The organism is Snodgrassella sp. B3837 (assembly GCF_026535955.1).
In the GTDB taxonomy this organism is placed as follows: Bacteria; Pseudomonadota; Gammaproteobacteria; order Burkholderiales; family Neisseriaceae; genus Snodgrassella; species Snodgrassella alvi_E.
Genome location: NZ_JAFNPI010000001.1, coordinates 16,290 through 36,553 on the forward strand (window position 1 = coordinate 16,290; position 20,264 = coordinate 36,553).

Annotated in this window: 16 protein-coding genes and 1 tRNA gene; 7 read left to right on the forward strand and 10 right to left on the reverse strand. The window is 41.2% G+C overall.

Going from position 1 to position 20,264, the window contains the following annotated elements:
* Positions 1–779 precede the first annotated feature (779 nt).
* The 4 genes from J3U67_RS00085 to J3U67_RS00100 all read right to left on the reverse strand — a co-directional run bounded on the left by J3U67_RS00085 (position 780) and on the right by J3U67_RS00100 (position 5,928).
* Positions 780–2,300 carry a catalase gene (locus J3U67_RS00085; RefSeq protein ID WP_267403260.1) on the reverse strand — a complete coding sequence of 507 codons (1,521 nt, stop codon included), beginning with the start codon at positions 2,298–2,300 and terminating at the stop codon, positions 780–782.
* 280 nt (positions 2,301–2,580) lie between these two features.
* Positions 2,581–2,928 carry an iron-sulfur cluster insertion protein ErpA gene (erpA, locus tag J3U67_RS00090; RefSeq protein ID WP_100141308.1) on the reverse strand — a complete coding sequence of 116 codons (348 nt, stop codon included), beginning with the start codon at positions 2,926–2,928 and terminating at the stop codon, positions 2,581–2,583.
* Between the two features lie 54 nt (positions 2,929–2,982).
* Complete coding sequence (argC, locus tag J3U67_RS00095; protein WP_267403261.1) at positions 2,983–4,023, reverse strand: N-acetyl-gamma-glutamyl-phosphate reductase; 1,041 nt, start codon at positions 4,021–4,023, stop codon at positions 2,983–2,985.
* A gap of 33 nt (positions 4,024–4,056) precedes the next feature.
* Positions 4,057–5,928: a potassium transporter Kup gene (locus J3U67_RS00100; protein ID WP_267391097.1), complete on the reverse strand. Its 1,872-nt coding sequence runs from the start codon at positions 5,926–5,928 to the stop codon at positions 4,057–4,059.
* A 430-nt stretch (positions 5,929–6,358) separates the two neighbouring features.
* Here J3U67_RS00100 and rimP point away from each other — a divergent pair, with 430 nt between their 5' ends.
* From rimP to rbfA, 4 genes are all read left to right on the forward strand, one after another.
* Positions 6,359–6,841 carry a ribosome maturation factor RimP gene (gene rimP, locus J3U67_RS00105; protein ID WP_100141306.1) on the forward strand — a complete coding sequence of 161 codons (483 nt, stop codon included), beginning with the start codon at positions 6,359–6,361 and terminating at the stop codon, positions 6,839–6,841.
* Positions 6,842–6,888: 47 nt separating this feature from the next.
* Positions 6,889–8,376, forward strand: coding sequence for a transcription termination factor NusA (gene nusA, locus J3U67_RS00110; protein WP_100141305.1), 1,488 nt, complete (start codon positions 6,889–6,891; stop codon positions 8,374–8,376).
* Positions 8,377–8,386: 10 nt separating this feature from the next.
* Positions 8,387–11,329 carry a translation initiation factor IF-2 gene (gene infB, locus J3U67_RS00115; protein WP_267403262.1) on the forward strand — a complete coding sequence of 981 codons (2,943 nt, stop codon included), beginning with the start codon at positions 8,387–8,389 and terminating at the stop codon, positions 11,327–11,329.
* Positions 11,330–11,410: 81 nt separating this feature from the next.
* Positions 11,411–11,782, forward strand: coding sequence for a 30S ribosome-binding factor RbfA (gene rbfA, locus J3U67_RS00120; RefSeq protein WP_100141364.1), 372 nt, complete (start codon positions 11,411–11,413; stop codon positions 11,780–11,782).
* 80 nt (positions 11,783–11,862) lie between these two features.
* On the opposite strand, the gene J3U67_RS00125 is transcribed toward rbfA, so the two are convergent.
* Complete coding sequence (locus tag J3U67_RS00125; protein WP_267391099.1) at positions 11,863–12,348, reverse strand: YbhB/YbcL family Raf kinase inhibitor-like protein; 486 nt, start codon at positions 12,346–12,348, stop codon at positions 11,863–11,865.
* Positions 12,349–12,841: 493 nt separating this feature from the next.
* Between J3U67_RS00125 and J3U67_RS00130 the strand changes: the two genes are divergently transcribed.
* Positions 12,842–13,540: an alpha/beta fold hydrolase gene (locus J3U67_RS00130; protein ID WP_267391100.1), complete on the forward strand. Its 699-nt coding sequence runs from the start codon at positions 12,842–12,844 to the stop codon at positions 13,538–13,540.
* Between the two features lie 80 nt (positions 13,541–13,620).
* Here the strand turns inward: J3U67_RS00130 and J3U67_RS00135 are convergent, their stop codons facing one another.
* The 3 genes from J3U67_RS00135 to eno form a co-directional block, all read right to left on the reverse strand.
* Entirely contained in the window at positions 13,621–14,001 is a 381-nt protein-coding gene (locus J3U67_RS00135) for an STAS/SEC14 domain-containing protein (RefSeq protein WP_267391101.1), read from the reverse strand.
* Positions 14,002–14,263: 262 nt separating this feature from the next.
* On the reverse strand, positions 14,264–14,584 hold the full coding sequence (gene ftsB / locus J3U67_RS00140; protein ID WP_267391102.1) for a cell division protein FtsB: 321 nt from the start codon (positions 14,582–14,584) through the stop codon (positions 14,264–14,266).
* 33 nt (positions 14,585–14,617) lie between these two features.
* Positions 14,618–15,901: a phosphopyruvate hydratase gene (eno, locus tag J3U67_RS00145; protein WP_100141299.1), complete on the reverse strand. Its 1,284-nt coding sequence runs from the start codon at positions 15,899–15,901 to the stop codon at positions 14,618–14,620.
* Between the two features lie 475 nt (positions 15,902–16,376).
* Here eno and J3U67_RS00150 point away from each other — a divergent pair.
* Positions 16,377–16,469, forward strand: a tRNA-Ser gene (locus tag J3U67_RS00150).
* A gap of 313 nt (positions 16,470–16,782) precedes the next feature.
* Positions 16,783–18,762, forward strand: coding sequence for a ligand-gated channel protein (locus J3U67_RS00155; RefSeq protein WP_267391103.1), 1,980 nt, complete (start codon positions 16,783–16,785; stop codon positions 18,760–18,762).
* Between the two features lie 213 nt (positions 18,763–18,975).
* On the opposite strand, the gene J3U67_RS00160 is transcribed toward J3U67_RS00155, so the two are convergent.
* Both J3U67_RS00160 and J3U67_RS00165 read right to left on the reverse strand, forming a co-directional pair.
* Positions 18,976–19,740: a TatD family hydrolase gene (locus J3U67_RS00160; RefSeq protein WP_267403263.1), complete on the reverse strand. Its 765-nt coding sequence runs from the start codon at positions 19,738–19,740 to the stop codon at positions 18,976–18,978.
* 45 nt (positions 19,741–19,785) lie between these two features.
* Positions 19,786–20,217: a ProQ/FINO family protein gene (locus J3U67_RS00165; protein WP_267391105.1), complete on the reverse strand. Its 432-nt coding sequence runs from the start codon at positions 20,215–20,217 to the stop codon at positions 19,786–19,788.
* Positions 20,218–20,264: the final 47 nt, after the last annotated feature.

The window sequence follows — 20,264 nt, forward strand, 5'->3', positions numbered from 1 at the left end:
GTGTGAGTAAATAAGTTAGTATAATTTATTATAATTTAACACAAATTCTTAAAAATTAATACACCTAGAATAGTTTAAAAATTATGTGGTTATTATATTTATTAGTTAGTTATAATTTTTAATATTTAAATGGTATAGAGTTGGATAATTAAATTTAAGTATATATAATGAATTAAAAAAAAAGAGTTTTATATATATTTGTCTTACAAAATTAATGTCTATGAAATAATATTTAAATAATTTGCTAATTATAAACTCTAATATTAATTTCAAGTTTCTCTCTAATCATATTAAAATTAAGTTTATCATTATTATATTAAAAGATTTATAACTTTATAGCCATATTTAGATTCAGGCTTAGATCAGGAAAGATATAATGAATAAGGAAAACGAATATTTAAATTATTAAATTTTTCATGTGGTTAATAACATATTTTTGGCTTGCTAGGTTTAAAAATAAAACGCTATGATTGAAACTAAACAAGAAAATGATAATAGATATATCTTGAAATAATAAATACATACAGATTATGGCAATTTAGACTTCTAGATTTTATAATTTATTATTTAACAGCCATCTATTTACTAAAAAAAACATGGAAATTAGGCTAATAAAATATTAGAATATTTCTTCTTAATTATTTGATATTATTAATTTTTTTTAACATCTATTTTGACTATCGATTTATTTTAAGTTTTAAACAATATTTTTAAAACAAAAATAAAAATCAGAAATCCTTAGTTTCAAATGTTTAAGGATTTCTGATAGACATGAATAATTAAATTAAAACCGCGCAACCTTGAGCTGGATCGCTGCTGCGCGCAGCCAGCGCATCTTCAACGGTCATGCCTAAGGCTTTGGCTACACCGGCGCCATAATTAGGGTGGCAGGCATGGCAATTGCGGATGTGGCGATATTTAATAAAATCAAGTGCATCCCCCATGGCTCGTGCGGTATTTTCGAACAATATTTGTTTTTGAGCATCACTCATCAGATTAAAAAGAGCTCGAGGCTGACTGAAATAATCATTATCGTCTTCATGAAAATTCCAGAAGTCTGCGTCTCCGTGTATTTTTAATGGTGGCTCTCTGAATTCCGGTTGTTCTTGCCACTGATGAAAACTATTTGGTTCGTAATGTGGCAGACTACCGTAGTTATCGTCTACTCGAGTTAAACCATCACGATGATTGCTGAATACGGGACAACGGGCTTTATTTACTGGTATCTGATGATGATTCACGCCAACGCGATAACGAGCAGCATCTGCGTAGTTATATAAACGAGCCTGCAATACTTTATCGGGTGAAACGCTTATTCCCGGAACCAAATTGCTGGGGGCGAAGGCAGCTTGTTCAACATCAAGATAATAGTTATCGGGATTACGGTTTAGTTCGAATTCGCCTACTTCGATCAGCGGATAATCTCCATGTGGCCAAACTTTGGATAAATCAAATGGGTGATAAGGTACTTTTTCTGCATCGGTTTCGGGCATAATTTGAACGTACATAGTCCATTTTGGAAAATCGCCTTTCTCTATAGCATTGTAGAGATCTCTCTGATGACTATCCCGATCCTGTCCCATGATGTTGGCAGCTTCTTCATCGGTAAGATTTTTGATGCCTTGTTGGGTACGGAAATGAAACTTAACCCAAAATCGTTCTTTGTTGGCATTGATAAAGCTGAATGTATGGGAACCGAAACCATGCATATGACGATAACTAGCTGGAATGCCTCTGTCTGACATAGTAATGGTGACTTGATGAAAGGCTTCGGGTAGTAGTGTCCAATAGTCCCAGTTGTAAGTAGGGCTACGCAGGTTGGTACGAGGGTCCCGTTTAACTGCTTTGTTTAAATCTGGAAATTTGCGAGGGTCACGCAGAAAAAAAACCGGTGTGTTATTGCCAACTATATCCCAATTGCCTTGCTCGGTGTAGAACCGCATGGCAAATCCTCGAATATCCCTTTCTGCATCGCCGCCTCCACGTTCGGCTGCTACTTCTGAAAAGCGAACAAACATTTCGGTCTTTTTGCCAATCTGACTAAACAATTTGGCACATGTGTATTGTGTAATATCGTGAGTGACAGTAAATGTACCAAATGCACCAGAACCTTTGGCATGCATTCGTCGTTCGGGAATAACTTCGCGCACGAAATTAGCCAGTCTTTCATTTAGCCACAGATCCTGTGCCAATAATGGGCCACGAGGACCGGCGGTGAGACTGTTCTGATTATCAGATACCGGGGCACCCTGATCGGTGGTCAGGTGGGTAACTGGACATTTTTTTAAATCATGGTTCATGGTAAAGCTCCTTATTAATTTATTATTAACTAAGAAAGGCCTTTACTGCTCTGGCACCTTGATTATTATAAGCTTGGTATAAAAATACTAATGTAAATAACTTGTTATTTTACATTTTATTGAAGATGACAAATTTTTTTAAAACTTGTCAATTTAATTATATTTTAATGTTCATTGTTTAATTAAAAAAATAAACCAGCCTGTTTTGGCTGGTTGATGTTTTTTAAATTTAGTTAATTATGATTTATTTTAGCTGAATTGATATTTTAAAGTTTTACGGTTAAACAGAAAAAGATGAGCCACAGCCACATGTGGTGGTGGCATTTGGATTGCGGATGACAAATTGCGAACCATGCAGGCTTTCGGAGTAATCAATTTCTGCTCCGACAAGATATTGGTAACTCATTGGATCAATCAAAAAGGTTAATCCGTCTTTTTCAATTTCAAAATCATCTTCATTTACGATTTCATCAAACGTAAAGCCATACTGAAAACCAGAACAACCTCCTCCAGTTACAAATACCCGCAGTTTAAGATCGGGGTTATTTTCTTCAGCAATCAAATCTTTAACTTTAGTACAGCAGCTTTCGGTAAATACAATGGGTGTTTCAATGTCGGTTTCTGACATGGCAATTCCTTTTAAAAGATAAGTGCATACTGGATTGTCTATCCTGCCGGCTAGTTATGGCAATAGGGGAACAAATGTTAATCCACAGCTTTCGTCAAGCCCATACATGATATTCATATTCTGAACTGCTTGTCCGGCTGCGCCTTTAACTAGATTGTCTATAACCGACAGAATTATCCATGTGTTATTTTCAGGAGCTGGCTGTACGCTGATTCTACAAAGATTTGCTCCGCGAACAGATCGAGTTTCCGGCGTACTGCCAACTGGCATGACGTCTACTACTTGGCTGTTACAATAGTATTCATCAATCAGTTCGGCTGGATTGTAACCTTTTTTTACTTGTACATATATGGTGGCATGCATGCCGCGAATCAAGGGGGTGAGATGGGGAACAAAAACGAGATTGTTTCCCATCTGGGGGTGTAGATGATTAAGGGTTTGTCTTATTTCGGGTAAATGACGATGGCCGCTAATGCCATAAGCCTTAAAATTATCGCTGCATTCAGCATACAGATTGCTGGAGCTCGCTTTGCGCCCTGCACCGGAAACGCCAGATTTGCAGTCTGCTATTACTGGCTGATTATCAATCAGGCATTGCTTTTGCAGCAATGGGATTAAAGGCAGGCTGACGCAGGTCGGATAACAGCCTGGGTTCGCTACTAATTGTGCATTGGCGATGGTTCTGCGGTTTAGTTCGCACAGACCATATACAGCTTTCGCAACCCATTCTGGGCTACTATGAGTAAATGGATACCATTGTTGCCACAGAGAAACATCTTTGATGCGGTAATCCGCTGATAGGTCAATAACTTTTACACCTTGTGCCAGTAAAGGTGGTGCTTCCTGCATAGCTATGCCATTGGGAGTAGCAAAAAAAACGACGTCACAATCCTTTAAAGAGGCTTGTTCTGGATGTTGAAACACCAGATCATCGTACTGCCCACGCAGACTGGGAAAGTATTCACTTAATTTTATTCCTGCTTCATTTCGGCTGGTAACGGCAATGATTTCTGCTTCGGGGTGGTGGGCAAGAAGGCGCAGTAATTCTACTCCTGTGTATCCTGTAGCACCGACAATACCAATTTTAATACTCATAAATTTTTCCTGTTTTGGTAACGGGTATGTTGGTTAAATGACTACTTGAGCGCCCAGTTCGACTACACGGTTAGCAGGGATATGGTAGTAGTTTGTAGCTGTTGCGCTGTTTTTATATAGCCATTTAAATATGCGGGCGCGTAAGCGTCCCATATTGCCATGTTTGGTTCGAGCAGCAACGACGATGCTGTCATGAGAAAGAAAAAACGATGTATCCATGGTATCAAGTGTGATGCCTTGTTCGGCCATCAATGACAGAATGTGGCTAATGTTGGCGGTTTCCTGAAATCCGTAATTTGCAATTACGCGGGTAAAACGTGGCCCTATTTGCTTCATGGCAATGCGTTCATTATCGGCGATATAAGGTATTTCTTTGGTTTTGATACTGAGTAAGACATTGTAGCTATGTAAGACTTTATTATGTTTAAGGTTATGAAGTAATGCGCGAGGTACGCTGAATGGATCTGATACCATAAATACGGCATTACCTGTAACTATCTGTGGTGGGAAGTCATGTAGATTTTCGACAAAGTTATCAAGTGAAAATTCTTTGCTTTGCTGTGCTTGATGCAATTGCCATTGTCCACGGCGCCAGGTTGAAAAAAGAGTAACGACAATCAAAGCTACCATTACGGGAAACCAACCTCCATGAATAAGTTTCAATAGATTGCTGCTGAAAAAAACCAGATCAAAGCAAAGGAACAATGAGGTAAGCATTACTGCAATGGGTATAGGCCAGTGCCAGTTTTTAATCATGACAACACAAAACAGGCATGAGGTAATGACCATGGTTCCGGTAACGGCAATGCCGTAGGCTGAGGCTAGATGTTCAGAATCATGAAAAGCCAACACAACTAAGGTAACGGCAGTTAGTAATAACCAGTTGACTAATGGCAGATATATCTGACCAATTTCTTCATTATTGGTATGGATGATGTTCATGCGTGGTGCGAATCCAAGCTGAATGGCCTGACGAGTGAGAGAATAGGCACCAGCTATAACAGCTTGACTGGCAATAATGGTTGCGAAGGTAGCAAGTATGATTAATGGGATTAATAACCAGTGTGGAGCACTCAAATAGAAAGGGTTGTTAATTGCCGTTGGGTTATGCATAATCAATGCTCCCTGTCCCAGATAATTGACTATCAGGCTTGGCAACACTATTTTAATCCATGCTGTTTGAATGGGCTGGCGACCAAAATGCCCCATATCGGCATATAAAGCTTCAGCACCAGTAACAGCTAATACAACACAACCCAATCCGATAAAGCCATCCCAGCCATGATCGATGGCAAATTTGATGCCATAGTAGGGATTGAATGCCAGAATTATTCTTGGTGCCTGTACTATCTGATAGAGACCTATCAAGCCGATGGCACTAAACCAAACTAGCATAACAGGGCCAAACAATTTGCCGATTTTATGAGTGCCCTTTTTTTGTATCAGAAATAATCCGAATAGGATTGCCAGTGCTATCGGCATTACGTATGGCCGAAAGCTTTCATTGATGACGGTCAGGCCTTCAGCAGCTGAAAGTACAGAAACAGCAGGGGTAATCATGGCATCGCCGTAAAATAATGCTGTGCCGGTAAGCCCCATCATCATGGCAATCCAGACTGGTTTCCCTTTTAGATGCCGCATAGCCTGTTGCATGAGGACTACCACTCCACCTTCACCATTGTTGTCAGCTCGCAAAATAAAAAGTACATATTTCAAGGTGACTATTAGAAGCAATGACCAGAGAATAAGAGAAACAAAACCTAATATATTTGCTTCAATGGGCGCTAAAGAAGATGCGCGAAAGCTTTCTTTTAAGGCATACAGAGGGCTGGTGCCAATATCGCCGTAGACAATGCCCAATGCTGCAAGTGTCATTGTCGTATTGGCAGAAAACTGTATACGCATTTATTTACCCTATTGATGTGTTTAACAGGGGGAGCAGTTTAGTCTTAACATGGGGTTTAGCCAATCCCTTAATATTGGGTTTTTATAGATTTTTTATTTATTAGACCTTGATGTGTGCTCTTGGTGTGCAATGAGTGCTTATTTGTGGTAAATATGCTGTTTTCAGACAGTTTAAGTTAAGGTAGTAACAAGTATTGTTGTAATAAAACCAAGGGTTAAGCTAAAAGTTTTTAAGATTGAACTATTAAGAAGTTGTAAGAATATAAGAACCGATACAATTGATTGATATGTCTAGTTTTATCGTATGATATGGACAATCAAAATAATGGCAGGTGGTTTCTTTTTTTTCAACAATGAGTTAAAATAAAGAAATTTTTCGAATTATTGAGAAATGGCCCTGAGGCCATTTTTTTGTTTTTACGGAGCACAGATGGATATTCAGGGCATTTTGGAAAAAACTTTGCCAGGTCTGGGCTATGAGTTGGTGAATTATGAGCTGACTTCGCAAGGAGATTTACGGGTCTTTATTGATAAAGCTGAAGGCGGCATTTCTCTGGATGATTGTGTGGCTGTTAGCAACCACTTAAGTCGTGTATTGGCGGTGGAAGATGTTGATTATCAGCGTCTGGAAATTTCCAGTCCTGGTTTGGATCGTCCGCTGACTAAGCCTGCTGATTTTGCACGTTTTGCAGGACAACTGGCTAAGATTAAAACCCGTTTGCCGATTGATGGCCAGAAAAATTTTATCGGTCGCATCAATGGTATTGATGATAATGGTTTGATTAGTATTACGCTGGAAGAGGCGAATGAAATACGCAGGGCCAAACGTGCAGCGGTTGCAGCCGGTAAAACGGTATGTATTGAATGGCAGAATGTTGACAAAGCACGTTTAAAGCCAGAGTTTGATTTTTAAATTAAATTTTCATATTGTTGTAAGCGCAGGCTTGCAAGGAGAATTAAATGAGTCGTGAAATTTTACTACTGGCCGAAGCTTTGGCAAGTGAGAAAAACGTTGATACAGAAGTAGTATTTAGTGCACTGGAGTTTGCTCTGGCCAGTGCAGCTAAGAAAAAAACCGAGCGTGAAAATATGGATGTGCGGGTAGTGATTGATCGCAATACTGGCGATTACCGCAGTTTTCGCCGCTGGCTGATTGTGGCGGATGAGGATTATACGTATCCGGATATTCAGAAAACGATTGAAGAAATACAGGAAGAAATTCCGGATACAACGCTCCAAATTGGTGAATATTATGAAGAGCCAATTGAGAATGTTGAATTTGGCCGGATTGGTGCCCAGACCGCTAAGCAGGTTATTCTGCAGCGCATCCGTGATGCAGAACGCGAACAGATTTTAAATGAATTCTTACAACGCAAAGATAATCTGGTTCTTGGTACGATTAAACGTATGGAACGGCATGGTGCTATTGTGGAAATCGGACGATTGGAAGCATTGCTGCCGCGTGATCAGATGATTCCTCGGGAAAATTTTCGAAATGGAGACCGTGTAAGAGCTCTGTTTTTACGTGTCGACCAGATCGGCAATCGCAATCAGGTTATCCTGACGCGTATTTCGCGTGAATTTTTGCTGAAACTGTTTGAAATGGAAGTGCCCGAAATTGAGGACGGTCTGCTAGAAATTAAAGAAGTCACTCGTGATCCTGGCTTACGCGCCAAAATAGCGGTGAAATCAAATGATGCCCGCATTGATCCGCAAGGCACCTGTATCGGTGTTCGTGGTTCTCGTGTGAATGCGGTTACTGAGGAGCTGGCTGGTGAACGTATAGATGTGGTTTTGTGGTCACCTGAAACCGCTCAATTTGTGATTAATGCATTAAGTCCGGCTGAGGTTACGCGCATTCTGATTGATGAAGATCACCATTCTGTAGATGTGATTGTGGCTGAAGACCAGTTGGCACTGGCGATTGGTCGTGGTGGTCAAAATGTACGACTTGCCGCAGAACTGACTGGCTGGCAACTGAATATTATGACTGTGGAAGAGGCGCAGGAACGCCACGAAGCCGAAGATAAGGCTATTCGTGAACTCTTTATAAACAATCTTGGCGTTGATGAAAATGTGGCCGAAGTGCTAGTTCAAGAAGGATTTACCAGTCTGGAAGAAGTGGCTTACGTGCCTGTTCAGGAAATGCTGGAAATTGAAGGTTTTGATGAAAGTACAGTTGAAGAGTTGCGTAACCGTGCTCGTGATGCGATTCTGACTCTGGCTATTGCCTCTGAAGAGCAGCTGGAACGCATGGATGAAGACCTGAAAAATCTTGAGGGTGTCGATCAGGAGATGCTGCATGATTTGGCTAATGAGGGAATTAAAACCCGTGATGATCTGGCTGAGCTATCAGTTGACGAACTGATTGAAATTACTGGCATTGATGAGGAAACCGCCAAGAAAGTGGTGATGGCTGCACGCGCCCACTGGTTTGACGAAGTATGAGGGTACGCGAATGAGTAATCAAATAACTGTAGAACAATTTGCCTCGGAGCTACATATGTCTACTACTAGACTGTTGACACAGCTGGCCGAAGCAGGAGTACATAAACAGACAGCGTCAGATAAACTGACTGCTGAAGATAAGAAACAATTGCTGGTTTATTTAAAGCAGTCTAATGGTAGTCAGTCTGCCAGTACCATCACACTGAATCGTAAGAAGCAGGCCGAAAAGAGTACGGTAGGTGGGGTACAGGTTGAAACCCGTCGTCGTCGCCGTATTGTAGTGCCACCTGAAGAACAGCAGGTCAGTTTGTCTGAAGAAAAGCAGGCACCTGTTAAACATGAATCAGAACCAGTTAAGGTAGATACTGAAGCTGAGCTACAGGCGAAAAAAGCCGCTGAAGAGCAGGCTGAAGCAAAACGCAGAGAAGAATCTGCTGCTGCCGCAGCTGCAGAGGCGGCGCGTTTGAAAGCAGCAGCCACGGCCAGTAAAACCGAACAAAAACCTAAAGCGGAGGCTGTGCAGACAGAAGTGGTAAAACAGGAAGTGAAACAACAAGAAGTTAAACAACAAGAAGTTAAACAACAGCAGGTTGAAGTGGTAGCTCCTAAGGCAGAAGTTCCTGCTGATAAAAAAGCAGCAGATAAAAATGAGCAGCACAAATCCAAACGCAATCGTAATCGTAATAATGCGAAGAAAGTGGATTTGGCTGCTTTGGTGGCCGAAGCAGCCAAACCGATTATTAGTCCGGAAGAGCAAGCTCAACGCGATGAAGAAGCACGTCGAGCAGAGGCTTTACGAGAACAGCGTGAAATGCTGCTGAAACAGAAGCAAGAGCGTCAGGCGCGCCGAGAAGCGGCCAAGCAACAAGCTATGGAACAAAGCAAAGCCGCCAGCGAGCAGAAATCTGCAGAAGTACGTTCAGCCAAACCGACTGAGAAGAAATCGGTTAGCAGTGCTTCTGTCAAAGCTGCGGATAGCGGGACTGATTCAGGTTCACGGCGCAAAAAAGATGAGCAACGTCATCAGCGTGAAGATGATATGCCTAAAAATAAATCTGCTCGCGGAGGTAAAAACCGTCGCGGAACAGATATGGGTAATGGCGAAGACAGCCGTAGACGTGGTGGTAAAAAAGGTGGTAAGAAACAGCTTAAACTAGAGCCGAATCAGCATGCATTCCAAGCACCTACAGAACCGGTAGTACATGAAGTGCTGGTACCAGAAACCATCACGGCGGCGGAGCTGGCTCATAAAATGGCTGTTAAAGCAGCTGAAGTGATTAAGACCCTGATGAAGATGGGTATGATGGTGACCATTAATCAGTCATTGGATCAGGAGACCGCCCTGATTGTTGTGGAAGAAATGGGTCATATCGGTAAGGCTGCGGCAGCAGATGATCCTGAAGCATTTCTGGATGAGGATACGACTGTTACTGAAGCTGAAGCATTGCCACGTCCACCGGTGGTGACAGTAATGGGTCACGTAGACCATGGTAAAACTTCTTTATTGGATTATATTCGCCGTGCCCGTGTGGTACAGGGTGAGGCCGGTGGTATTACTCAGCACATCGGTGCTTATCATGTTGAAACGCCTCGTGGTGTGATTACCTTTTTGGATACTCCGGGGCATGAAGCATTTACGGCTATGCGCGCTCGTGGTGCTCAGGCTACTGATATCGTTATTTTGGTTGTGGCTGCCGATGACGGCGTAATGCCACAGACGATAGAAGCGATTGCTCACGCTAAAGCAGCCAAAGTACCTTTGGTTGTGGCTGTAAACAAGATTGATAAAGAAGGCGCTAATCCGGAACGTATTCGCCAAGAACTAACGGCACATGAGGTGGTGCCGGATTCATGGGGTGGTGATGTACAGTTCATCGATGTTTCTGCTAAGCAGGGTACGAATATTGACGCTTTACTGGAAGCAGTACTGCTCGAAGCGGATGTGCTGGAACTGAAAGCACCGGTTGATGCTGCTGCTAAAGGTATTGTTGTTGAATCACGGCTGGATAAAGGGCGTGGTGCTGTGGCAACTTTGCTTGTACAAAGTGGTACTCTGCACAAAGGTGATGTGGTGCTGGCCGGTACAACTTTCGGTCGTGTACGTGCTATGGTGGATGAGAATGGCAAAACTATTGCTGCTGCCGGCCCATCTATTCCAGTTGAAATTCTGGGATTATCTGATGTGCCTAATGCGGGTGAAGATTTCATCGTACTGGCAGATGAGAAAAGAGCTCGTGAAATTGCATTGTTCCGTCAGGGTAAATACCGCGATGTACGCTTAGCCAAGCAACAGGCAGCAAAACTGGAAAACATGTTTAATAACATGGGTGAAAATCAGGCACAAAGTCTGCCGATTATCATTAAAGCCGATGTACAGGGTTCTTATGAGGCTTTGGCTGGAAGCTTGCGTAAACTATCTACTGATGAAGTACGTATAGATGTATTGCACAGTGGTGTAGGTGGCGTAAGCGAATCTGATGTTAATTTGGCGATTGCATCCGGTGCTGTGATTATTGGCTTTAATGTCCGTGCTGATGCTACTGCACGCAAACTGGCTGAGCATGAAGGTATTGAAATCCGCTATTACAACATTATCTATGATGCTATTGATGATGTGAAAGCTGCTTTGAGTGGCATGTTGGCACCTGAGCAGAAAGAAAATGTAATCGGTACGGTAGAAATCCGTCAGGTTATTACGGTATCTAAGGTAGGCAATATTGCTGGTTGTATGGTTACGGATGGTTTAATTAAACGTGACTCGCATGTACGCTTGATTCGTAATAATGTGGTTGTTCATACTGGCGAACTGGCTTCATTAAAACGTTTCAAAGACGACGTTAAAGAAGTACGGCAGGGCTTTGAATGTGGTTTGATGCTGAAAAACTATAATGACATTATGGAAGGTGATCAGCTGGAAGCATTTGAAGTGGTTGAGGTTGCCCGTAAACTTTGAAGATAATGAGCAGTAACAGGCAGCCTAAAAGGATATTTTGGGCTGCCTGTATTCTTTGCCTGTTCATAGAAAGGAATGATTATGCGCAAACCACAACGCGGTTATGCACGTCAGGATCGTGTCAAAGAGCAAATTATGCGTGAGTTGGCCAATTTGGTACGTGTGGGTCTGAAAGACCCGAGAGCCGGTTTTATTACGATTAATGAAGTTGAAGTAACTCGTGATTATAGCCACGCTACTATTTATTATACGGTGCTGGATGATGCTACACGTGCTGTTACTGAAGAAGCTTTAGAACATGCTAGAGGCTATTTGCGCAGTGAACTGGCGCGGCGAATTACTCTTTTCCGAACACCTGAATTGACGTTTATTTATGACGATTCTCTTGAACGGGGTATGAGTATTTCGCATCTGATAGATACGGTGGCAAAAGAAAAACCCATAGAAGATTGAAGAAAAATTATGAATAAAAGGTTGGTCTTTGAAGGCCAACCTTTTTTATATTTGGTGATAAATTAATATTATTGAATTAATTATCGACCGTAGTAAATAGTAATCGAAGCTTGAGCAATAGCATGGCTGTTGATTATAAAACCTGCATGGCTGGTTGTTACATCCGTCGGCAAATCAATTTTATTGGTATCTAAAGCATAAATGGTAAAAATATAACGATGGGGCGGAGTGCCTTCCGGTGGGTAGAATCCTGAATAACCTAGGGTTCCTGTGTCATTACGTAGTTGCTGTGCACCTAAGGGAAGATTTTGCCCATCTGCTGCTCCGGCATTGCGTTGTAATTCGGTTACGTCTTTAGGAAGATTGACTGCCATCCAGTGCCACCAGCCTGCACCTCCAGTTGGTGCATCCGGATCATGACATTGAATTGCAAAACTTTTGGTTCCGGCCGGTGCATTCTGCCATGCTAATGCTGGCGACTGATTATCTCGGTCACTTTGATAGGAGGAATCAACGGTATCGCCATTTTTAAATTCGGAACTGGTTAAAATAAAATTTTGGGTCATGATTTCCTCTCAATCAATTAATAATGTTAATGAATGTTTAATTTTGCGATATGTGCTGTGTCAAGTCAATTTTGCTGTGAATGTTGAGGTTTAAGGTGCGGATATAGTTATATGTATTGCATCTATGCAGGATGGCATAATGTTTATTATTCAGAGGATGTGGTTGAGAAATTTTGTGCATGTGTAGGGCGCGGTGATTGATGATAGCGTTGGTTGAAAATACTAATTACTTGCTAAAGTGAGTATTTGTAATGGTATTTCTGCTTGCTAGGGAAATAGAGACAATTAATGATTGTTATCTTGAAAAATGGCTCGCTGTTTTGCTTTAAATGCTTTAGCTTGAGTTGATATAGAATACTGATATATTAAGCCTGCTGTATTTTTATTTATGTGCAGAATACAAAATACCTGTTTTGATTTGTTAGTGGGCAGAGTAGAAATTAAGCTGATATTTAATTTGTAAAAATAATTTTTTTTGATGGTGAATTATAAAATGTCCGACCAAGGCTTTTTACCCTGGGTATGTATTCCCGGCTTTATGCTGGATGAAACATTATGGGATGAGATGAAATCTTGTTTACCTGTTTCTCAATCTGTATGCTGTGCTTCCTTGTCCAAGGGTGAAAATATTGAAACAATGGCGGAGAATATAGCAGCTTTTGCACCGAAACGGTTTGTACTGATTGGTTTTTCTCTGGGTGGATTTGTTGCAAGGGCTTTAGCTGCAAGATATCCGCAACGGGTTGCCGCTCTGGTGTTAATCGCATCGTCATTACGTGAAGATACTCCTGAACAGCATACGGCTAAGCTGAATACATTAGAGATTCAGCAACATTTACATTTTCGAGGATTAGGAAACAAAGCCATTATGCAGACTTTGCGTCCGGATAATCAGAATAATATGGATTTAATTGCCCGTATTCGTGGTATGAGTGAACGTTTAGGGTTTGAGGTTTTAAAACGACAGTCGCTGCTCAATCGGGCAACGCCAACTGACCAGAAAATTTCTTGTCCAACTCTGGTTATTGCTGCAGCACAGGATCAGATGCGCTCTTTGAATGAGGCACAAGAGTTGCAGGAATTTATACCACAGGCCAGCCTTAAAGTCATTAACAATTGCGGGCATATGATTCCCTTGGAGCAACCGGAAGTACTTGCTCAGACCATTTCTAATTGGATAAACCTATTGTGATTAATTATGCTAAATATTTTATTATTTTTGGAATAGGTTTATTTGGTAAAAGTAGAATATATCAATTTAAATTGATGCATTTAATGATTGTTACCAATAACAGTTGTGGTTTGAGCATTCTGCTCTAGCCATCTTTGTGCTGGTTCGATTTCACTAAAGTATTTTGGGTGTTGCAATGTCAATAGATTGGCAAAACGTGCACCAAGCCGAATCCATATGTCTTCAACAACGATAGCGGTACGGCCGAAGTCATGTGCATGTTGGCGTAAAAATCGTAGATGTTCTAGAGCCATATCGATGGTAAAGTCTTTCATTTGGCTCAAATCCAGCAATAAATCAGGCTGTTGTTTTTGATTAATGGCTGATAATAATGCTTCTTCCAGTTGATTGAAGTCTTTAAGTGTAAAGTCGTTATGCAATACAACATTGAGACCGTAACTTGTTTTCTGAATAGATATCATTTATCTGCCTTTTTATTTCCTACTTATGTGCAACGTGCGCCTGTGATTTATATCATCATACTGATGGTTAAATATACTGGCTATCTATATTACTGCTTTATGCTTTAATATCGACCTGAAATGGCTAGTAGCTGTCGTAGGTATACAACTGAATTTGGTAATATGAAATTTAGATTTGATACAAATTAAATGACATATCATATCTGTTAATAAAAACAGCTTTCATTAATGAAAGCTGTTTACCTGGGTAATTATTGATATGTCATCTTGTGGGTATGGTGGCTGATGTATCAGTTATGGTTGTGAGCGTTCCAGAGGGTACAAAGCGGTAAAATACTTCGCCTTCTTGTATATATCCCAGTTTATCGCGAGCCATTTCGTTGATTGCATCTTTTCCATCAGCAAGATCTTTAACTTCAGCAGTGAGGGCACGATTGCGTTGTATCAATGCTTCATTACTGGAATTTTGCGCAACAACACTTTTTTCCAGTTTCCACATGTCTTGCCAGCCGCCATGTCCCATCCACAGGTCGTATTGCAAACTGGCCAGTGCCAATAACAGTACCCAGGTTACCCACTTCATCTTATTTGCCTATCAGTTTTGCCTACATCCGTTTTAGCCCAGCTGATAAAAGGCTTTTTTACCTGGATAATAAGCAGCGCTACCTAGTTCTTCTTCAATTCGCAGCAATTGATTATATTTGGCGATTCGATCGGAACGTGACAGGGAACCAGTTTTAATTTGCATGCAGTTGGTACCCACGGCTAAGTCAGCAATGGTGCTGTCTTCAGTTTCACCTGAACGATGGCTCATTACACTGGTATAGCCTGAACGTTTCGCCAGATCTACAGCTTTTAGTGTTTCTGATAAGGTACCAATCTGGTTAACTTTAACGAGTAATGAATTAGCTAGTCCCTGAGCAATGCCTTCGCTTAAAATGGCGGGATTGGTGACAAATAAATCATCGCCTACCAACTGTACTTTTTTGCCCAATCGCTCTGTTAATAATTTCCAGCCATCCCAATCGTGTTCACTCATACCATCTTCGATTGAGACAATCGGATATTTGTTCACCAGTTCTGTAAGATAATCTGCAAATTGCGCACTGGTCAGGTTCAGTCCTTCTGCTGTTAATTGGTAATGTCCATCTTTATAGAATTCACTAGATGCACAATCTAAAGCCAGAACGATGTCTTTGCCGGGTTCATAGCCTGCGGCTTCTACTGCAGACAGTATCAGTTTGATTGCTTCTTCATGGCTGGACAGATCGGGTGCGAAGCCGCCTTCATCACCAACGCAAGTAGACATTCCTTTGTCGTTGCATAATTTTTTCAGCTGGTGGAAAACTTCTGCACCGCATCGCAGAGCTTGACGGAAAGATTCTGCACCTACCGGCATAATCATGAATTCTTGAATGTCCAAACTGTTGTTGGCATGTGCACCTCCATTAATAACATTCATCATGGGCACGGGCATAGACATGGGTCCGGCTCCACCGATGTATCTGTATAAAGGTAAACCAGCATCTTCTGCAGCGGCACGGGCGACAGCCAGTGATACGGCGAGGGTAGCATTGGCTCCAAGGCGACCCTTATTTTCGGTACCATCCAAATCAATCATAATCTGATCAATGTAGCTTTGTTCGCTGGCATCGATGCCAATTAATGCTTGTGCAATCTCATTATTAACATTTTCTACAGCGTGTAATACCCCTTTACCAAGATAACGCTGTTTGTCTCCGTCACGCAGTTCCAATGCTTCTTTTTCGCCGGTTGAAGCACCAGACGGTACTGCGGCTCTGCCCATTACGCCTGATTCTAGTAAAACATCACATTCAACTGTAGGGTTACCACGTGAATCGAGTATTTCACGCGCAAAGATGTCAATGATTGCACTCATGCAAGTCTCCAGATTTTTTAAATTTTTGTATTGTTGTGCGATAAATTGTACAAACAACAGGCCTGTCAATGATTAGCAGGTTAAGGTAATTAAGCTTGGTATTATACCGAAGCCTTGGTATGAGAACAGGGTAATTTACACTTGGATAAGACAGGCTGAAATTTGGAAAGCATTTTTTTGTATAGTGCAGCAAATTTTGACCCTTTAGGCGTGTAGCTATGTTAATACAAAATATCGTTTTTACTATTTGTATTGGAATAGTTTTAGCTTGAGATTGATACTTTGCTGGAATTGTCTGTGCTATGGAGGTATTTGCTTTATGTAATAAAATTATGAAGCTGATGATGGATTTTATCGAAAAGAAAATATCTTTTACTGTTAGTGTGTTAGAAATTGTTCTAATATTTCTGGCTGTTTTGCCGCGAATATTGTTTGACAGTAAAGCATCGATTGGGTATAGTTCGCACTTCTCTACGGAGAGTTGGCCGAGTGGTCGAAGGCGCTCCCCTGCTAAGGGAGTATACGGGCAAAACCTGTATCAAGGGTTCGAATCCCTTACTCTCCGCCATTTTTGAAAAATCCCTGATTTATTCAGGGATTTTTTATTTATTCTCATTTAGATAAATAAAACTGATTTGTTTTAAATAAAAATATCGAATCTTCTGGGCTGTGCTGCCTTTCTAATTGCGCTCATTGAGGCTGAGATAGTCATTCTTGCTTTCTTTGTTGTAGCTCTGATTGATGCTTTGTCAATAAATTTAATGCTTTTATTGTTTATTTATGTTAAATTACATAATGATTATTATTATCATTATGTAAATGTAACGCTTTAGTTTAAGCGTTTTTTTTGGCGTGATCTTTTTCAGGAGTCTATTTTTTGTATGCGCAAACTCGTCCATCATTCTTTTTCGCTGGCGCTTCTGCCTACTTTGGTTTCTCCATTATATGCCGCGGAGGCGGATTTGGCTGATGTAGTGGTGACTGCATCTGGTTTTAAGCAACAGGCAAAAAATGCTGCAGCTTCAATTACAGTAATTAATGCTAAGGAGCTGGAAACTAAAGAGTACCATGATGTGACTGATGCTTTGCAAGATGTTCCGGGTGTGGTGATAACCGGTGGCGGCAGTACTAAGGACATTAGTATCAGGGGTATGTCAGGCGCGTATACGCTGTTGCTGATAGATGGTAAGCGTGTAAATTCGCGTGGTGTGCGCCCGAATTCTGATGGGCCGGGGATTGAACAGGGGTGGATGCCGCCCATATCTGCAATTCAGAGAATAGAAGTGATTCGGGGACCGGCTTCGGCTTTATATGGCTCTGATGCGATGGGTGGTGTAATTAATATTATTACGAAAAAAACGGCTGCTGACTGGACAGGATCGGTGAAAGCAGATGGTACGATTCAGCAGCACAGCAATAGTGGCAATATATTGCAAAGTAGTGTGTATGTTTCCGGTCCTCTGATTAAAGAGCGTCTGGGTATTCGAGCCAATGCAGGATATTCTCATCGGGATGAGGATAAGTTTATTGGTGGCTATAAAGAACAGCGTATGCGCAATGGTGATTTTGTGCTGTCTTGGACGCCTGATGATAGTAACACGGTTGATTTTGAAGTCAGCCGCAGTCTGCAGAATCGTAATGGTAAGGTCGGTAAAACGATCGATCCGACTCCGCGACGCGGAGCTAAACCAACTGATGACTATACGCTATATGACCGTAATCAATATAGTGTCACTCATCGTGGATATTATGAAAATATTGATACTCAATCATATGTTCAGCGAGAGGAAAATGATAACCCGTCTCGTGATATGCATGAAAAAAATACTATTTTCAATACGCAAACTCAGTTTCGCTTGCATCGGCATACGCTAAGTATTGGTGGCAGATGGCAGCGAGAGCAGCTTAATGATTCCGGTAATCAGTTGATTATTAATGGACGAAGGTTAACAAAACTAGAGCGTGATTCTTGGGCAGTTTTTGGTCAGGATGAGTGGCGTATTGTGCCAACTTTTGCTTTAACTGGTGCGGCACGTCTTGATCATGATGAAAATTATGGTTCGGAGTTAACACCGAAGTTGTATGGGGTATGGACGCCGAATGAAAAATGGACGATTAAAGGAGGATATTCCCGTGGCTACAAGGCGCCGGCGTTACGAGCTGCGTCAGATGGCTGGGGACAGGCAACTGGTGGTGGTTATTCTAATGGGATGATTGTGGGTAATTCTAAATTGAAACCAGAAAAATCAGATAATTTTGAAATCAGTTTTAATTGGGATAATAACCGTAATTTGTCCGGCGGGGTGACTGCTTATCACACTAAATTTAAAAATAAAATAACAGAAGTACGTACTTGTCAGGGTAAGGCTGGTTCAAATGCTTGCTCATGGCGAAATGAGTATTTTGATTTCATAAGTCAGCGTGAAAATGTGGATAAGGCGCTCTTGCGCGGTATTGAGGCAACTTTTGGCTGGAAAGTTACGCCTAAAGTAGATTGGTCTGCTAATTATACTTTTACTCGGAGTGAGCAAAAAAGTGGGCAGTTTAGTGGTAAACCGCTAAATGAGATGCCGAAACATATGTTCAATACCACGCTGAATTGGAATGCGAATACAAAATTTTCTAGTTGGGCGCGCTGGAATTTCCGCAGTCGTACTTCAGATTATTTGTCACGTACTTCTATGGCGATTGGTAAGCCTTCTTATGGTTTTGTGGATACTGGACTGGTATATAAACCTCGGAAAGATTTGATTCTGAGTGGTGGGATTTATAATATTTTTGATAAAAGAGTTGATCAGCAAGATTATGGCCGTACTTTGGATGGACGCCGCTATAATATCAGTGCACAAGTCAATTTTTAATCTAAGTATTTTAGTTAAACAAGGGGGAGATTTTCCCCTTGTTTAATTTTAAATGATTTAGTTTATCTGCGGGTTCTTTATTTTAATAATAAATGCATAAAATTACAGAGGAATCGGGGTGTAGCATGTTTGGAAATTATAATTCATTGCATTTAAGTAAGATCTGGCTGTACCAGATGAGTGATTAAATACATTATCTTTGTAAATAAGAGTTTAATTTATATTTAATAATTTAAACATATTTTGAGTGGTGATAGTGGCGATATCCTGCCAATGCATGTTACGCAAGTTGGCTATGATTTTAGCTATCTGAAGTAAATGCTCAGGACTGTTGCTGTGTTGAGGGTTAGGGGACATATAGGGTGCATCTGTTTCGATGACCAGATGCTGTAAAGGAAGCAATGTGGCGATTTGGCGTATTTTTTTAGCCTGTGGGCGCAAAAGCAGAGAACCGGCACCAATTAGAAAACCCTGTTTAATCCATGCCTGCGCTTCTTCTATGCTTCCAGAAAATGCATGTGCAATACCTCCATTGGTAAAACCACAGCGTTTAATGCTGCGCAAACAGTCAGCTGTAGCATGTACATGATGAATGATTGTTGGTCGCTGAGTTGTTTTGGCCAATTGTAATTGGGCTTCGAAACAGTTAATTTGTTGGTTTTTATCATTTATATTTTCAGCATGAACATAATCAAGTCCGATTTCGCCAATTAAGGCTTGTGAATGCTGAAGCAGCAAATTTTCCAGATTGTCGATTGCAGTATCGCTAAAGCTGTCTAAATACCATGGATGAATGCCGATTGCTGCGTATATGTAAGGTTGAGATTGTGCCAAATTAAGGGAGGCTATCCAGTCGTCAGGATTGGTTGCTGGCACGAGGAAGTGGCTGATGTTTTTTTCGGCAGCCAGCTGCAGCACTTGAGTCAGGTTCTCAATAAGTGGGCTATGGTTAAGGTGGCAGTGGCTATCAAAGAGCATAATATGAAAACACGAGCATGAAGCTCGTGTGTTAAATATGTAGTACTAGTTTTGTGTTTGTTCGCTATCGATACTTTGGCCAGGTTCTAGAACTTCTTTTTCAGTGATTGAAGTATTGTCTGCAACTGGTTTGGTGGTTTGCATCGAGGGATGTTGCTTAGCAATGGCTTGTTCTTCTGGTGAAACTTCACCTTTGAAGCGGTTATTCAGGTCAAAGCGTTTGCCGCCGCGTGCCAAAGATTTGATATAACGTGGCCGGCGACAGTGATTAGCTAGTACACGCGCAATCAATGCTGGATCATATTGTGGCAGTGCTGTGATTAAGTCCTGATCAATACCAATTGCCAATGGTTTGAAATGTTTGAATACGTCGTACTTACGGTAGATATGTTCGGCAATCATATCAGTTTGTTTTTTCTTGCTCATGGTTTGTACAGCTGATTTGAGGGCTGCACCCAAAGCGGTTTCTTGACTCATATAGTTACTTCCTTGTTGTTTACGGCCACTTTAGTAATTGGAATTAA

Bases quoted from the DNA above. Each gene is read 5' to 3' on its own strand.
- erpA (WP_100141308.1), bottom strand. From the start codon at position 2,928: ATGTCAGAAACCGACATTGAAACACCCATTGTATTTACCGAAAGCTGC.
- J3U67_RS00130 (WP_267391100.1), top strand. From the start codon at position 12,842: ATGTCCGACCAAGGCTTTTTACCCTGGGTATGTATTCCCGGCTTTATG.
- J3U67_RS00085 (WP_267403260.1), bottom strand. From the start codon at position 2,300: ATGAACCATGATTTAAAAAAATGTCCAGTTACCCACCTGACCACCGAT.
- infB (WP_267403262.1), top strand. From the start codon at position 8,387: ATGAGTAATCAAATAACTGTAGAACAATTTGCCTCGGAGCTACATATG.
- rimP (WP_100141306.1), top strand. From the start codon at position 6,359: ATGGATATTCAGGGCATTTTGGAAAAAACTTTGCCAGGTCTGGGCTAT.
- ftsB (WP_267391102.1), bottom strand. From the start codon at position 14,584: ATGAAGTGGGTAACCTGGGTACTGTTATTGGCACTGGCCAGTTTGCAA.
- argC (WP_267403261.1), bottom strand. From the start codon at position 4,023: ATGAGTATTAAAATTGGTATTGTCGGTGCTACAGGATACACAGGAGTA.
- J3U67_RS00160 (WP_267403263.1), bottom strand. From the start codon at position 19,740: ATGCTCTTTGATAGCCACTGCCACCTTAACCATAGCCCACTTATTGAG.
- J3U67_RS00165 (WP_267391105.1), bottom strand. From the start codon at position 20,217: ATGAGTCAAGAAACCGCTTTGGGTGCAGCCCTCAAATCAGCTGTACAA.
- nusA (WP_100141305.1), top strand. From the start codon at position 6,889: ATGAGTCGTGAAATTTTACTACTGGCCGAAGCTTTGGCAAGTGAGAAA.
- J3U67_RS00125 (WP_267391099.1), bottom strand. From the start codon at position 12,348: ATGACCCAAAATTTTATTTTAACCAGTTCCGAATTTAAAAATGGCGAT.
- eno (WP_100141299.1), bottom strand. From the start codon at position 15,901: ATGAGTGCAATCATTGACATCTTTGCGCGTGAAATACTCGATTCACGT.
- J3U67_RS00100 (WP_267391097.1), bottom strand. From the start codon at position 5,928: ATGCGTATACAGTTTTCTGCCAATACGACAATGACACTTGCAGCATTG.
- rbfA (WP_100141364.1), top strand. From the start codon at position 11,411: ATGCGCAAACCACAACGCGGTTATGCACGTCAGGATCGTGTCAAAGAG.
- J3U67_RS00155 (WP_267391103.1), top strand. From the start codon at position 16,783: ATGCGCAAACTCGTCCATCATTCTTTTTCGCTGGCGCTTCTGCCTACT.
- J3U67_RS00135 (WP_267391101.1), bottom strand. From the start codon at position 14,001: ATGATATCTATTCAGAAAACAAGTTACGGTCTCAATGTTGTATTGCAT.